This window comes from Corallococcus sp. EGB (assembly GCF_019968905.1).
In the GTDB taxonomy this organism is placed as follows: Bacteria; Myxococcota; Myxococcia; order Myxococcales; family Myxococcaceae; genus Corallococcus.
Map to the genome: position 1 here is coordinate 6874194 of NZ_CP079946.1, position 12805 is coordinate 6886998.

Here is a 12805-nt window from a genome sequence, read left to right on the forward strand (position 1 = left end):
GTCTACGGGCCCGCCCCAGCGAACGCGACAGGTCAGAGCGCGTACCCAACCATCAGTGACGCGGAAGCCCTGGGCACCAGCGACGTGCCAAGGTCCCGCTTCGCCACGACGCCTCCGGCGGAGGCGCTCAGGAGCATCGACAGGCGGCTTCGCACGTCCAGCCTCGCGCCCCCGGTGACCAGCGCCAGCGGCTCCAATCCGAACCGCGCGTCCTCATCCGGGATGCGCGACTGGAAGACGGCCAGCACCCCAGCCTCCAGCGCTCCGCTGAACGTCCAGGCGCCGAACCTCCAGTGCGGCCCCGCGCCCAGCCTCAACTCCAGCTCCGTCTGCTGGAAGGCCACGCCGCTGCCCGTTCCGCGCCGCACCGCGAGCCCCAGGCCCGACGTGTCCACTCCGGGCAACAGCCGCCCCTCGCGCAGCAGGCGCACGTCCAGCCCCGCGCTCGACGACAGGCCCGCCACGATGCCCGAGGTCAGCGACGGCCCCACCGCCAGCAGCATCGACTCCCCCGCCCCGCCCTTGCGCGCAAGGCGCATCCGCGCGGCCTGCTCCAGGGGCTCGCCGCCCACCGACACGGCGCCGTCGAGCGGCACCCGCACCGACCGCTCCAGATACCCATCCTCCGCGCGCAACAGCAGCCGGTACGCGCCGGGCGCCACGGCCAGCGTCGTGGGGCCCTCGCCCTTCTCCAGCTCCGCCACCAGCGCGCCGCTCTCCGACGCCAGGACGAGCCAGCGGCCCGGCGCCTTCACGTCGAGCGTCAGCCGGCCTCTCGCGCGCTGGGGCTCGGAGAGGATCAGCTCTCCGCGTCCGCTCAGGTCCATGCGGAACGTGGGACGCTGCAGGCCTCCCGGTGAGACGAGCGTGGACTCCAGCGTCCTCGCATAGGCGTAGCGGTAGGCCTCCTCCAGCGTGACGCGCCCGTCGCGCGATGCATCCGCCGCGCCGCGCAGCCCCACCATCAGGTGATGCGTGAAGAAGGAGCCCTGGAGCGCATCCGACTCCTGCGCGTACTCGTCGGCGCCCGACGCGCTGATGACGACCCGGCCCTCCAGGTCCGAGGCCTCCATGGTGACCGGCATGGCCACAGGCTTCAGGCCCTTCAGCCGCGTGGCGACTCCCGAGCGGCACGAGTCCAGGATGAGCAGCCCCACCCCGACCGGCGCTCCCTTGAGGAAGTCCACCAGCTCGCGCATCGGCAGCTCGGTGCCGCGCAGGTGCAGGCTGCCGTCGCCCGCGTGCGATGACACGTACAACAGCAGCCAGTCCCTCGGCGAAGCTTCCGCGGCCAACCGCTCCCGGAAGCGCGCCAGGGTGTCGCGCAGCTTCGCGGCATCCGTGCCCAGCAGCGCCATCGTCCGCTCCGGCGGCACGGTGCCCACGTCCTGGAGCACCTCGCGCATCCGCTGCGCGTCCGTCTCCGCGAAGCGCAGCCGCTCCTCGCCGGGCAGCCCCTGGTTCTCTCCCACGACCAACGCCCAGCGGCGCGGCGCCTCCTCCTCGGCGAAGCTCCGGACCGGTCCCACCACCATGAGCAGCACCGCGAGCACCCGCGCGCCCAGGCCGGGCGCCCAGCGGCGCGGCGACTTCTCCGCGGCCCCCTGGTACGGACGCAGCGCCGTGAACACCCGCGGGCCCTCCGCCCGGCTCACGGCACGACCCTCAGCAGCGTGCGCGCCTGTGCCTTCCCGACGTCGCCGGGCGTCGGCGCGTCCAACGCCCCCTGTCCCTTCGCCCGGGCCTCCGCGACGCTCGACGTGAGCGCCTCGCGCGCGTGTGCTCCGTCCAGCGGCGCATCCGAGAAGAACGCGTGCAACGCCACCGACCCCGGCGTCACCTCCAGCGGCGGCGACAGCTTCACCTCCGCCCCCGGCTCCACCGTGCCGCTCGTCCCGCCCTCGCCCGGCCAGAGCGGCTCCACCGCCCCCGCCTCGTCCACCGCGAGCACCAGCACGTTCCGGTACGGCCCCGTGCCCACCGCCAGCGTCACCTGCTCGCCGGGCCTCGCGCCCTGCACCGGCGCGCCCTGCGCGGACACAAGCCTCAGCGCCACGTTTCCCTTCAGCCGCACGCCGTCGTCCGCGCCTCGCGGCACGTAGACAATCAGCGCGAGCCCTACCGCCAGCGCCGCCACCAGCGGCACGCCCCAGCTCCAACGAGGCCTCGCGGACCGGGCCCGCTGCTCCTCCAGCCTCGCGAGCACTGCCTTCGCCCGGGGCTGCGCCAGGCTCGTCTCGCGCGCCTGCCGCATCCGCTCGGCCAGCATCCCGCACGCCGGGCAGGCGGCCACGTGCCGCTCCGCGCGGCCTGTGGTGTCCAGCCCCGACAGCCACTCATCCAGCTCCAGCCGTGTCAGGTGCTCAGCCACGCTCCGCCTCCAACGCTTCCGGCAGCCGCCCCAGCTCCGCCGCCTTCTTCCGGATGGAGTCCAGGTCGCGCACGATGGTCTTTCGCGACACGTCCAGCATCCCGGCGATCTCCTCCTGGGTCAGCCCGTCGAAGAAGTGCAGCGTGGCCACCTCCAGCTCGCGCTCGCCCATCCGCCCCACGAGGTGGCGGATGAAGTCCGCGGCCTCCCACTGGCTGGGGGTGAGCGCCGCGGCCTCGGGGGCCTCCGGAAGCACCGGCTCCCGCAGCTGGCGCGAGCGCAGCGCGTTGAGGCACAGGTTGGTGGTCACGCGGTACACGTACGTCATCGGACGGGCCTCCCGTCGGAACCGCGCTCCCGCCGTCAGCATGCGCTCGAAGACCTCCTGCACGATGTCCCACGCATCGGCATCGCGCCCCAGCAGCGCGAGCGCACGGCGGTGCACCACGGGCGCGAAGCGCTCGTAGAGCCGCCTGAGCTCCTCCGCATCGAGCCCGCTCCCCATCCGCCTGGTCCGACCTTCCTTTTCGTCCTTGAGACACCCGGCCCCGGCGGCCTGGGACATCGCATCCGCGATGGGCCGTGGGATACTAGTCGCACCCCGGCGGCGTGTCCCAGGCCGGCCGCACCGGGTGTCCAAGCGCCGTGAAACGATTCGTCCTCGCCACCCTCGTCGCGCTCCTGGGCGCCTGCTTCGACCCGCTCTACGAGGACCCGGACCTGCTGGGCGGCGTGTCCTGGGCCGTCTGCTGCGTCCGCGGCCAGGTGGACACCTGCCCCTGCGACGACGGCGACACCTGCAATACCTCCTTCAAGGCCTGCGCGTCCGGCACCTGCACGGCGTCCCGCAACGACAGCTGCGCGGGCCCCGCGACCCAGGACGCCGGCGGCGTGCCCAACGACGGAGGCGTCAACATCGAAGACGCAGGCACGCCATCCGACGCCGGCACGGAGTCCGACGCGGGCACGGCGACCGACGCGGGCGCCAGCACCGATGGCGGCATCCCCATGGACGCGGGCGTGGACGGAGGTGTCGACGGGGGCCCGCAGCCCTCGTACGGCTACGAGCCCTGCTGCCCCCCCGGCACCCACCGCGTCACCACCTGCGTCTGCGCCGCCTCGGGCTGCGGCTCCACCGCTCCGTTCACCCCTTGTTCATCCGGCCGCTGCGCGCTGGCGGGAGAGTCGTGCGGGTGAGATACCCGATGGAATGAAGGGCACGTTCCGTTCGCTGCGCGGCTACAACTACCGGACGTGGGCCGCCGGAGCGATCGTGTCCAACGTGGGCACGTGGATGCAGCGCACCGCCCAGGACTGGCTCGTCCTCACCCAGCTCACCCACAACAACGCCACGGCGGTGGGCGTGGTCATGGCGCTCCAGTTCGCGCCGCAGTTGCTGCTCCTGCCGCTGACGGGCTTCGCGGCGGACCACCTGGACCGGCGCAAGCTCCTGTTCGCCACGCAGGCGAGCCTGGGAGTCCTGGCCCTGGGCCTGGGGCTGCTCACGCTCTGGGGGCACGTGCGGCTGTGGCACGTGGACGTGTTCGCGTTCCTCCTGGGCTGCGTCACCGCCTTCGACGCCCCCGCGCGCCAGACGTTCGTGTCGGAGCTGGTGGGGGAGGAGGATCTCTCCAACGCCGTGGGGCTCAACTCCACCTCGTTCCACGCCGCGCGCATGCTGGGTCCCGCCATCGCGGGGGTGCTCATCTCCTGGGTGGGCTCCGGGTGGATGTTCGTCCTCAACGCGGCGTCCTTCGGCGCCGTCCTCTGCTCACTGAGCCTGCTTCGCGTGAACGAGCTGCACGTGAGGGACCGGGCGCTGCGCACCCGCGGGAGCCTCCTGGAGGGCTTCGTCTACGTCTGGAAGCGGCCGGACCTGAAGGCGGTGCTGATCATGTTCTTCCTCATCGGCACCTTCGGCCTCAACTTCCCCATCTTCATCTCCACCATGTCCGTGCGCGTCTTCGAAAAGGGCGCGAGCGGCTATGGACTCCTGACGTCCATCATGGCCGTCGGGTCCGTGACGGGCGCGCTGCTCTCCGCCCGGCGCGCGTACCCCCGCATCGGCTTGCTGGTGACGGGGGCCGCGGTCTTCGGAGCAGGCCTCACGCTCGCGGCGCTGATGCCGGCCTACGCCCTCTTCGGCCTCATGCTCGTGGTCATCGGCGTGTCGGCGCAGACCTTCACCACCACCGCGAACAGCCTGGTGCAGCTGTCCACGGAGCCGGCCATGCGCGGGCGCGTGCTCGCCATCCTCCTGGCCATCGCGCTCGGCGGCACGCCCCTGGGAGCGCCCGTCGTCGGGTGGGTCGCGGACACGTTCGGTCCGCGCCAGGCGCTGGGCGTGGGCGCCGCGGCGGGCTTCGTCGCGGCGCTCGTCGGGCTTCGCTACCGCGCGGCGGCCGCTCCTTCTTCTCCAGGATGACCGCGTAGAACTCGTTCCCCACGCCCTGGAGGCATGCGCGCAGCATCCGCCCCCACCTCCGCGTGGAGGGCAGCAGCGGGAACAGGGACTCCGCCGTCTGCCGGTCCGCTCGCGCGGTTGCACCGTCCCTACGGAACGACGCCCGCGACCTGGCGCAGCAATTCCAGCGGACCGAGCGCGGCGACCGCGTCGAACTGCTCGGGCGTGCGCACCAGCAGCGACCCGGCGAAGCCCAGCGCGTTGACGTTGACGCCCAGGTGCTCCGCCCGGGCACGAGGCACGAGCAGCATCCAGTCCCGGGTGACGAGCAGGTTGTACGGCGCGTGCTCCGCGAGCCCCATGGCCTCCCGCAGGAGCCGGTAGGCCGCCAGCATCCGGCCCCCCTGCCCCGGAGCCCCCCACGGCCCCAGTCCCGCCAGCAGGTGCGCGAACGGCAGCGACCCCGCGGCCACCACGCGGCCCGGCCCCGGCAGGGGCGGCAGCAGCGCCTCCACGGGCGCGCGCAGGAGCTCCGGCCCCAGGGGCGGCACCAGTTGCAGATGCTTGTGGCGCTGGCTCGCGCCGGCCGTCTCCCCCGCGTTGTAGAAGGCCAGGCCGTCCAGCCCCTCCAGGCACGTGGAGAGCGCGTCGAAGTCCGCCAGCGACAGCAGCGCGTCCTGCGGTTCGAAGGCCCGCGTCACCAGCAGCAGGTGGTGCTCCACGACGTTGAACTTGTTGAGCAGGCACACGTGCGCGGGTGGCACGTCCCCCAGCACCAGGTCCGGCTCCGGGTTCGCGAACGGATTGAACGGCTCCGAGGAGGAGGACGGCGCGGGCCGCTTGCGCTCCTTGAGCGCCACCTTGCCCAGCACGCGCACCTGGAACGCCGTGCCCGCCACCGGCACCGTGCGCAAGTCCGTGGCGATGGGCTGGAGCGCGCCCGTCTCCAGCGCATGGCGCGTCACGGCCAGCGTGCGGGACCACAGGGAGGCGGGCGTCAGCGGCGCGGCGTTCACGGAGGGGCTCCTGGCGTGAGGCCTTTGGAGTCTGTGCCGCCCGGTGACGCCAGCGTCAACCGGCTTGCGCGGGGAGCGCGCGCCAAATGTCCGCCTCAGCGCGGAGGACGGAAGACGTACTGGTACACCGGGGACTCGCTGCCGGGCGGGTACTCGGCGTCCATGAAGGCGATGCGCGCGTGGTGGGTGATGAGCACGTCCTGGAGGCTGTCGTAGAGCACCACCACGTTCGTGGCCTTCCCGGTGGCGGGGTCCAGGTCCACGCGCACCTTCAGGTTGCCCTTGAGGTCGGGCTTCTCCATCAGGTGCTCCAGGTACAGCGCCACCAGCGCCAGGGACACGCGGTCGTAGATCTGCTCCACCGTGCCCTTCGCGGGCGTGGCGGGCAGCCGCAGCTTCTTGTTCAGCTGCGCGGCCTCCTCCGCGGCCTCGGGCACCGGATGCTCCGGAGCGGCGAGCGCCGCGCGGTACGCCGCCACGGCCTCGAAGTAGCGCTCCTGCTTGAGCAGCATCCGCGCCCGCCGCACCTGGATGTCCGCGCGCTCCGGCGCCAGCGCCGCCGCCTGCTCCAACCGCGCCTCCATGCCGGCCAGGTCCGGCTTCGCCTCCGCGAGCGTCGCCAGCCGAAGCAACGGCTCCGGATCCCTGGGCGTCGCCGCGGCCAGACGCACCAGCGCCTTCGCCTCGTCCTCCGGGCGGTCCAGCTCCACGTTGAGCTTCACCCACGAGGCGAGCACCGCAGGGTCCGCGCCCCCCAGCGTCGCGTAGCGCTCCAGCATCTTCACCGCCTGCGCCTTGTCCCCGGCGGCGAGCCACGCCTCCGCCTGCCGCCGGTGCGCCTCGCGGTCATGCGGCTGGAGCGCGACGAGCAGCGCCCCGGCCTCCGCGCCCGCCCGCGCGTCCCCGGCCTCGCGGGCCAGCCGCGACAGCACCTGGAGCGCCTCCGGCTGCTCCGGCCAGTCCTTCACCGAGCGGACCAGGAGCGCCCGCGACTCCGCGGCGCCTCCGGGCCGGCCCGCCAGCAGCAGCGCCAGGTCCGTGCGGAAGCGCGGGATGTCCAGCTTCGCCAAGGCCTCGCGCAGCCGGCCCTCCGCCTCCGCGGGCTTGCCTTCCGCCTGGAGCCGCAGGCCGTCCGCCCAGAGCGCGGGCGCGAACCCGGGCACGGCCTTCCGGGCGGCCTCCAGCGGCGCGGCCGCGTCCTTCAACATCTTCCAGCGCACGTACACGAGCCCCATGCCCACGTGCGGCCACGGGTTCTCCGGGTACATCACCGCCAGCGCCTTGAACTCGCTGAAGCTCTCCTCCGACGGCAGCGCGAGGAAGGCCCGGTACACGCGCGGCATCGGGTCCCTGGGCGTCTTCGCCTCCTGCGCGTCCAGCTCCGTGCGCAGCGTGCTGGGGCTGCCCTGCACGCGCGCCGTGTCCATCCGCTGGAGCATCGCCATGCCCTCCGCGGCCGGAGCAGGGACCGGCCGGGCGCCCCAGGCAGGGAGCGCGGCCAGCGCGGACAACAGCAGGCACGTCAGGACTCGCGACGTCATCAGGACCCAGAAAGGTGCCGAGCCAAGGGGGAGCCGGGGCCCCGGACGCTACCAGATGCCCACGCCTGGCGACCGCGTGGAGTGCTTCCACACCTTGCGTGAATTCCATGGATACATGCGATGTTTCACGGCGCCGGAACGGGGCGGAATGACCCCGAAGGGCGACCGCGCATTCGAGCGCCGAACTTCACCCGGGCGGTAGGTCTTGACCAGAACGCGCGGTGCTGGGCGGAATGGCATCCATGGCCACCGCCGAGAAACTCGTATTCCCGACCATCGTCGAAGGACTCTTCGTTCGGGGATTGGCCGGGAGGGTGCCCTTCGCCCTCAAGGAGCAGCTGCGCAAGGAGGGGCTGGACCTGGACCGCCCCCTTCAGCCGGCGTACTCGCTGGACACGTGGACGCGCTGCGTGGCGCTGACCGCGAAGACGCTCCACCCGGAGCAGCCGGACGCGGTGGCGTGGCGGATGCTGGGCGAGCGGATGATCGACGGCTATCGCGACACGATGGTGGGCCGGGCGCTGCTGGGCGTGCTGCGGCTCATCGGGCCCAAGCGGATGCTGCACCGCACGCAGCACAGCTTCCGCACCGGCAACAACTACACCGAGGTGCGCATCACTGAACGTGGCGAGCGCGAGGCGGACCTCTGGCTCAACGAGCCCGGCCTGCTGCGCTACTTCAAGCAGGGCGTGATGCTGGCCACGGTGCGCGCCGCCAGCGGTCCGGCCACGCAGGTGGACGTCGTCCAGTTCGACGACGAGAGCGTCACCTACCGCGTGTCCTGGGGCGCGCCCGGCGCCTGATCCGGCGGAAGGAGCGCCCCCTCCCCGCGGCCCCGCGACCGCGGGGACCCTTGCCCGCACGGGGCCCCATCTGCCAGCGTGAAGGCGTACGCGCGACGTCCAGGCCGTGAACGGCCGCGCGAAGAGGGGGCTCCATCATGCTGTCGAGCAAGCGCGCCAACCAGCCGCGCTGGAACGGTCAACAGCGGGGATTCTTCGAGATCTGGTTCCTGGTGGTGCTCGACCCGGGCGGAGATCGCGCCTGGTGGTTGCGCTACACCCTGTTCACCCCGGCGCCGGGCAGCCCTGGCGAGCCTCGCGCCACGCTCTGGGCGGCGGCGTTCGACTGCGCGTCGCAGGACCGGCCCGCGGTGGCGCTCAAGGCCATCCACCCGGCCTCCGCCTTCAGCGCGCTGCCCTCCGGGGGCGTGCGCATCGCGGACTCGGAGCTGACGCCCGGCCACTGCCACGGCCAGGTGGCCAGCGGAGGGCACTGCATCGCGTGGGACCTGCGCTTCCAGGGCGGACACGCCGGGCCGGTGCGCCGCGAGCCGCGAGGCACCTCGCTGTTGCCCCTGCCCACGCGCGTCGCCCACGTGCACGACGACGTCCTCTTCGAGGGCGCGGTGACGGTGGACGGCGAGCGCATCGACGTGAAGGGCGCGCCGGGCCTGCAGAAGCACCTGTGGGGCCACCGCCGGCTGGAGGAGCTCACGTGGCTGTACTGCCCGCGCTTCGCCGAGGACCCCGACGCGCGGCTGGAGATCATGGCGGTGCGCGCGAAGCGCCAGCGGGGCCACCCGCGGCTGTCGCCCATCTACCTGCGCACGCGCGACGCCGAGCACACGTTCCATGAAATGCCCCACCTGCTCTTGAGCCGCGTGACGTCGCCCTCGGCCGGGGAGCTGTCCTTCCGCGCCGCCTCCGCCACCGTGGCCGTGGAGGGCCGCGCGTGGTGCGACCCGCGCACGCTGGTGGGCTATGCGTACCGCGACCCCACGGGCTGGGACGTGCTGGTGGCCCAGAGCGACGTGGCCCGGTGCGAGCTCCAACGCTTCTCCCGGCCCCATCCGCTCGCGGCGTGGAGGCCCACCGGACTGCTCACCTCCACCGTGGGCGCGCTGGAGTTCCACGGCCCGGAGCCCATGGCGGGCGTGCGGTACATCCCCTGGGACGGCACGTCGCTCGAGGAGAAGGCGTCCGACGCCGCACCGGCCCTGGGCACGGGCTGAGGCCGGGCCGCGCGTCTCCGCCTTCGGGGAGGGACGGGCTTGCGGGATGGGGCCCGCGGTGCCGCACGAGCGGCGCCCGAGCCAGGGGCACCGGCTGTGGATGGGGACGACCGTGGCCACCCTCTGGGGTGACGGCCCGCCGCTCCCCTGAATCCCCATGCACCGGCTGCTGAGACACCTCCAGTCGCTTCTCCGCGTGGAGCCCGGAAGACCGGCCCTGTGGGCGGGTATCCGGGCGGCCGTCTCCACCGCCCTGCCCCTGTGTCTGGCGTACCTGCTCACCGTGCCCGAGGCGGGCTGGGCGGGCCTCACGGGGCTGCTCGTCACGCTCGCGGACAAGGGCGGCTCGTATCGGACGCGGGCGCGCATCATGGGGGTGGTGACGGTGCTGGGGGCGCTCGTCGGCATGCTCTTGGCGCCCGCGGGGGCCACGTACACGGTGGACGCCACGCTGCTGCTGTTGGGCGTCACGGCGGCGAACTTCGCGCGCTGCTACGGCGAGACGGCGGGCTCCGTGGGCGGGCAGCTCGCCGTCATCTTCGTCGTGTCGCTCGGCGCACCCGCGGCCTCGCTCCGGGAGGCGGTGCTGCGCGGCGCTTCGCTCCTGCTGGGAGGCGTGTGGGCGATGACCCTGTCGCTGCTCTTGTGGCCGCTCAGGCCCTACCGGCCCGCGCGCCGGGCGGTGGCTCGCGTGTACGCGAGGCTGGGGATTGCGGCGGAGGAGCTGCGAAGGGCCACGCTGGAGGGGGCCACGCCGGATGCATGGGCGGAAGGGTTGAAGCGCCATGCCGGCATCCGCCCGGAGATCGAACACGCGCGCGACGTGCTCGCGGCCACGCGGCGCGGGAGGCCGGACGAGTCCCGGCGCGGCGAACACCTGCTGGTGCTGGTGGAGCAGGCGGAGCCCATGGTGGCGCTGCTCAGCGCGCTGGCGGAGGCGATGCAGGTGGTGGGGCGCGACCCGCACCTGTACGCGACGCGCGAGCGCGTGGCCCGGCTGTGCGAGGCCTTCGCCGCGATGGACCAGTGGGTCATGCGGGCGCTCCAACAGGAACGCAATGAAGGCATGCGCGCGCCGCCGCGGCTGGCGCTGAAGCCCCGGAGCCGGCAGCAGCCCGCGAGGATGGCCGCGCCGCCGGTGCGCCGGGGCGCGGAGGGGCCCCTGTCCACCCACGTGGCCACGCTGCTGGACCGGCTGCGCGAGCACGCGGGCGTGGCGCACGAGACGGCATCGGGACTGCTCTTCGGAGACCCGGTGCCGGCGCGCGGCAGGCACACGGTGGGCGGCCAGGGTGAGGCGCGGGGGTTCTCTGTGTGGCGGCCGATCCGGGACCACCTGCACCGGGACTCGGTGGTGCTGCGGCACGCGCTGCGCACGGGGATGGTGGCCACGGCGGCGCTGGGGCTGACGCGGGCGTTGCAGGTGGGCGACGCGCACTGGGTGAGCCTCGTGGTCATCTCCATTCTCCAGCCCTACGCGGGCAGCACGGAGGAGCGCGTGCTCCAGCGCACGGTGGGGACGCTGGTGGGCGCGAGCCTGGCGGCGCTCATCGCGACCACGGTGCACACGCCGCCCATGATGATTGGCGTCATCAGCGGGCTGACGGCCATCTCCGTGTCCCTGCTGCCGCTGAACTTCGGCGCGTTCCAGGTGTTGCTCACGCCGGACTACCTGCTGATGGCCACGCTCAGCTCGGGGGACTGGCGGGTGGCGTCGCAGCGCTCCCTGGGCGTGCTCATCGCGGGGGCGATGGCGCTGGTGGGCTCGTGGACGCTGTGGCCCAGCCCGGAGCGGCGCCGCTTCCCGGACGCGGCGGCCTCCGCCCTGCGCGCGGACGGCAGGTACCTGCAACAGCTGGCCACGCACCGCAGCGGCACGGAGCCCGCGGTGAACGAGGAGCGCCGCCGCCTGGACCAGGCATTGCTGGAGGCGGAGTCGTCCTTCCAGCGGTTGCTGACGGAGTACCGGGGCCCGCCCGGCCACCTGGAGCCGGGCATGGCGCTGCTCACCTACGCGAGGCGGTTCGCGGTGGCGGTGACGGCGCTGGGCACGGGGCGGTTCGACGGCAGGACGAACTCGGTGCTGCCGCAGCAGCTCGCGCAGCGCGCCAGCGACAGCCTGGAGTTGCTCGCCCGCGCGCTGCAGGAGCGGCGAGAGCCCCCGCCCCTGCCGGCCCTGGCGCTGCCGCGCACCAGCGACGACCCCGTGCTGGGCGCGCTGCTGGAGCGCGTGCCCCGGCAGCTGGGCATCCTTCACGGCGCCGTGACACGCATCAACGAGGACCCGACGCTGCGCTGACGGCCAGGGGGAAGGGCCACGTCCTCCGGCGGGACCTGACGTCCCACGACGTTGTCACCTTTCGTGAACACGATTCATACTCGCGAGATGCCCCGGTCCTCCAAACCCTTCTCCATCGCTGATCGCCGCAAGGACGACCCCACCTTCAATCCCTTCAACGTCCTGCGGGACGGCGTCGAGGAACCGGAGCCGGAGCCCGCGCGGACTCCGGCCCCGCACAAGACGGCGCTGCACTTCGTCTGGTACGGGACGGGCAAGCCGAACGACGCGAACACGAAGACGCCGAAGGCCATCGCGTCCGGCTTCTCCTCCGCGACGGTGTACTTCTGGTGCCTGCCCCAGATGGCGCCCGAGTTCGAGAAGGCGCTGGGCAAGCGCGTCAAGGTCCATGGGCTGGACGAAGTCCTGGACGCGCCCGTCGTCCGCAAGGAATTGGGCGCGCTCCTGCTGGACAAGCTGGAGCAGCTCCTGGCGTTCTACCTGGGCAACAAAGGTCACGCGCCCGCCAAGGACATCCTGACGTTTCTGACGCTGGGCGTGAACGGCGGGTACTTCCTCGACGCGAACTGCGTCATCGAGGACCGCAAGCAGTTCGAGAAGATGCTCGCCCAGCCTCCGAAGGTCCCCACGTTCCTCAAGCTGGAGGACACCCTCACCTTCAATGCGAAGCCACCCGGCTTCATGAAGGACGAGCTGGCCCTGCAGATGGGCATGGAGGAGGACGCCACGGATGAGATGGCGCAGTTCAACGGCACCGACATGTGGGCCATGTACGCGCCGCCGCGGCACCCGATGATGTGGACGATTGCGCGCCACTACATCGCCCGGGCGGAGGCCTTTGGCTTCTGCGGCGCCCCGGTCCAGCCCCGGAGCCTGCGCTCCCAGCTGCGCAACTCCTTCGTGGATGCGGAGTTCGCCCAGCAGAAGCGCACCCTGGCCGGCGCCCTGGGCATCCAGAGCATCTTCTCGGGCATGTACGAGCACATGCGGCGCCATGCGCAGTACCGGCCCGAGGATGTGAACTGGAAGGTGGACGGCGTGAAGAACGGCACGGTCGAGGGCAGCGGCCGCGCGTTGTCACCGGCCTCCTCGAAGGCGGACTACTGGGTCGCGGCCCTGGGCATCACGAAGGGCCACGGGGACAGCTGGACGAAGTAGCC

11 protein-coding genes are annotated in these 12805 nt (G+C 72.8%); 6 read left to right on the forward strand and 5 right to left on the reverse strand.

Features of this window, described 5'->3' with window-relative positions; all coding sequences use genetic code 11:
- Window positions 1-32: 32 nt before the first annotated feature.
- Genes KYK13_RS28010 through KYK13_RS28020 form a run of 3 tightly spaced genes read right to left on the reverse strand, consistent with a single transcriptional unit; the run spans window position 33 to window position 2876 of the window.
- Window positions 33-1655 (reverse strand): caspase family protein, encoded by a 1623-nt coding sequence (locus KYK13_RS28010; RefSeq protein WP_223635652.1) that lies wholly within the window; start codon window positions 1653-1655, stop codon window positions 33-35.
- Window positions 1652-2371, reverse strand: a complete 720-nt coding sequence (locus KYK13_RS28015; RefSeq protein ID WP_223635654.1) for a hypothetical protein — start codon at window positions 2369-2371, stop codon at window positions 1652-1654. Before KYK13_RS28015 ends, KYK13_RS28010 begins: the two co-directional genes overlap by 4 nt.
- Complete coding sequence (locus KYK13_RS28020) at window positions 2364-2876, reverse strand: sigma-70 family RNA polymerase sigma factor (RefSeq protein ID WP_223635657.1); 513 nt, start codon at window positions 2874-2876, stop codon at window positions 2364-2366. Before KYK13_RS28020 ends, KYK13_RS28015 begins: the two co-directional genes overlap by 8 nt.
- Before the next feature lie 140 nt (window positions 2877-3016).
- Here KYK13_RS28020 and KYK13_RS28025 point away from each other — a divergent pair, with 140 nt between their 5' ends.
- Together KYK13_RS28025 and KYK13_RS28030 are read left to right on the forward strand one after the other, a co-directional pair.
- On the forward strand, window positions 3017-3568 hold the full coding sequence (locus tag KYK13_RS28025) for a hypothetical protein (RefSeq protein WP_223646961.1): 552 nt from the start codon (window positions 3017-3019) through the stop codon (window positions 3566-3568).
- A gap of 13 nt (window positions 3569-3581) precedes the next feature.
- Window positions 3582-4796, forward strand: a complete 1215-nt coding sequence (locus KYK13_RS28030) for an MFS transporter (protein WP_223635660.1) — start codon at window positions 3582-3584, stop codon at window positions 4794-4796.
- 128 nt (window positions 4797-4924) lie between these two features.
- Here the strand turns inward: KYK13_RS28030 and KYK13_RS28035 are convergent, their stop codons facing one another.
- Together KYK13_RS28035 and KYK13_RS28040 are read right to left on the reverse strand one after the other, a co-directional pair.
- Window positions 4925-5791, reverse strand: a complete 867-nt coding sequence (locus KYK13_RS28035; protein WP_223635663.1) for an ATP adenylyltransferase — start codon at window positions 5789-5791, stop codon at window positions 4925-4927.
- 95 nt (window positions 5792-5886) lie between these two features.
- Window positions 5887-7332, reverse strand: a complete 1446-nt coding sequence (locus KYK13_RS28040; RefSeq protein ID WP_223635666.1) for a lipopolysaccharide assembly protein LapB — start codon at window positions 7330-7332, stop codon at window positions 5887-5889.
- Window positions 7333-7574: 242 nt separating this feature from the next.
- On the opposite strand from KYK13_RS28040, the gene KYK13_RS28045 reads away from it, so the two are divergent.
- From KYK13_RS28045 to KYK13_RS28060, 4 genes are all read left to right on the forward strand, one after another.
- Window positions 7575-8135 (forward strand): DUF2378 family protein, encoded by a 561-nt coding sequence (locus KYK13_RS28045; protein ID WP_223635669.1) that lies wholly within the window; start codon window positions 7575-7577, stop codon window positions 8133-8135.
- Window positions 8136-8272: 137 nt separating this feature from the next.
- A complete protein-coding gene (locus tag KYK13_RS28050) occupies window positions 8273-9346 on the forward strand; it encodes a hypothetical protein (protein ID WP_223635672.1) in 1074 nt (357 codons plus the stop codon).
- 157 nt (window positions 9347-9503) lie between these two features.
- Window positions 9504-11645, forward strand: coding sequence for an FUSC family protein (locus KYK13_RS28055; RefSeq protein WP_223635673.1), 2142 nt, complete (start codon window positions 9504-9506; stop codon window positions 11643-11645).
- Window positions 11646-11732: 87 nt separating this feature from the next.
- Window positions 11733-12803 carry a hypothetical protein gene (locus KYK13_RS28060; protein ID WP_223635676.1) on the forward strand — a complete coding sequence of 357 codons (1071 nt, stop codon included), beginning with the start codon at window positions 11733-11735 and terminating at the stop codon, window positions 12801-12803.
- Window positions 12804-12805 lie beyond the last annotated feature (2 nt).

Coding starts and splice junctions, on each gene's coding strand:
- KYK13_RS28020 (WP_223635657.1), bottom strand. CDS start 2,876: ATGGGGAGCGGGCTCGATGCGGAGGAGCTCAGGCGGCTCTACGAGCGC.
- KYK13_RS28030 (WP_223635660.1), top strand. CDS start 3,582: ATGAAGGGCACGTTCCGTTCGCTGCGCGGCTACAACTACCGGACGTGG.
- KYK13_RS28040 (WP_223635666.1), bottom strand. CDS start 7,332: ATGACGTCGCGAGTCCTGACGTGCCTGCTGTTGTCCGCGCTGGCCGCG.
- KYK13_RS28045 (WP_223635669.1), top strand. CDS start 7,575: ATGGCCACCGCCGAGAAACTCGTATTCCCGACCATCGTCGAAGGACTC.
- KYK13_RS28050 (WP_223635672.1), top strand. CDS start 8,273: ATGCTGTCGAGCAAGCGCGCCAACCAGCCGCGCTGGAACGGTCAACAG.
- KYK13_RS28055 (WP_223635673.1), top strand. CDS start 9,504: ATGCACCGGCTGCTGAGACACCTCCAGTCGCTTCTCCGCGTGGAGCCC.
- KYK13_RS28060 (WP_223635676.1), top strand. CDS start 11,733: ATGCCCCGGTCCTCCAAACCCTTCTCCATCGCTGATCGCCGCAAGGAC.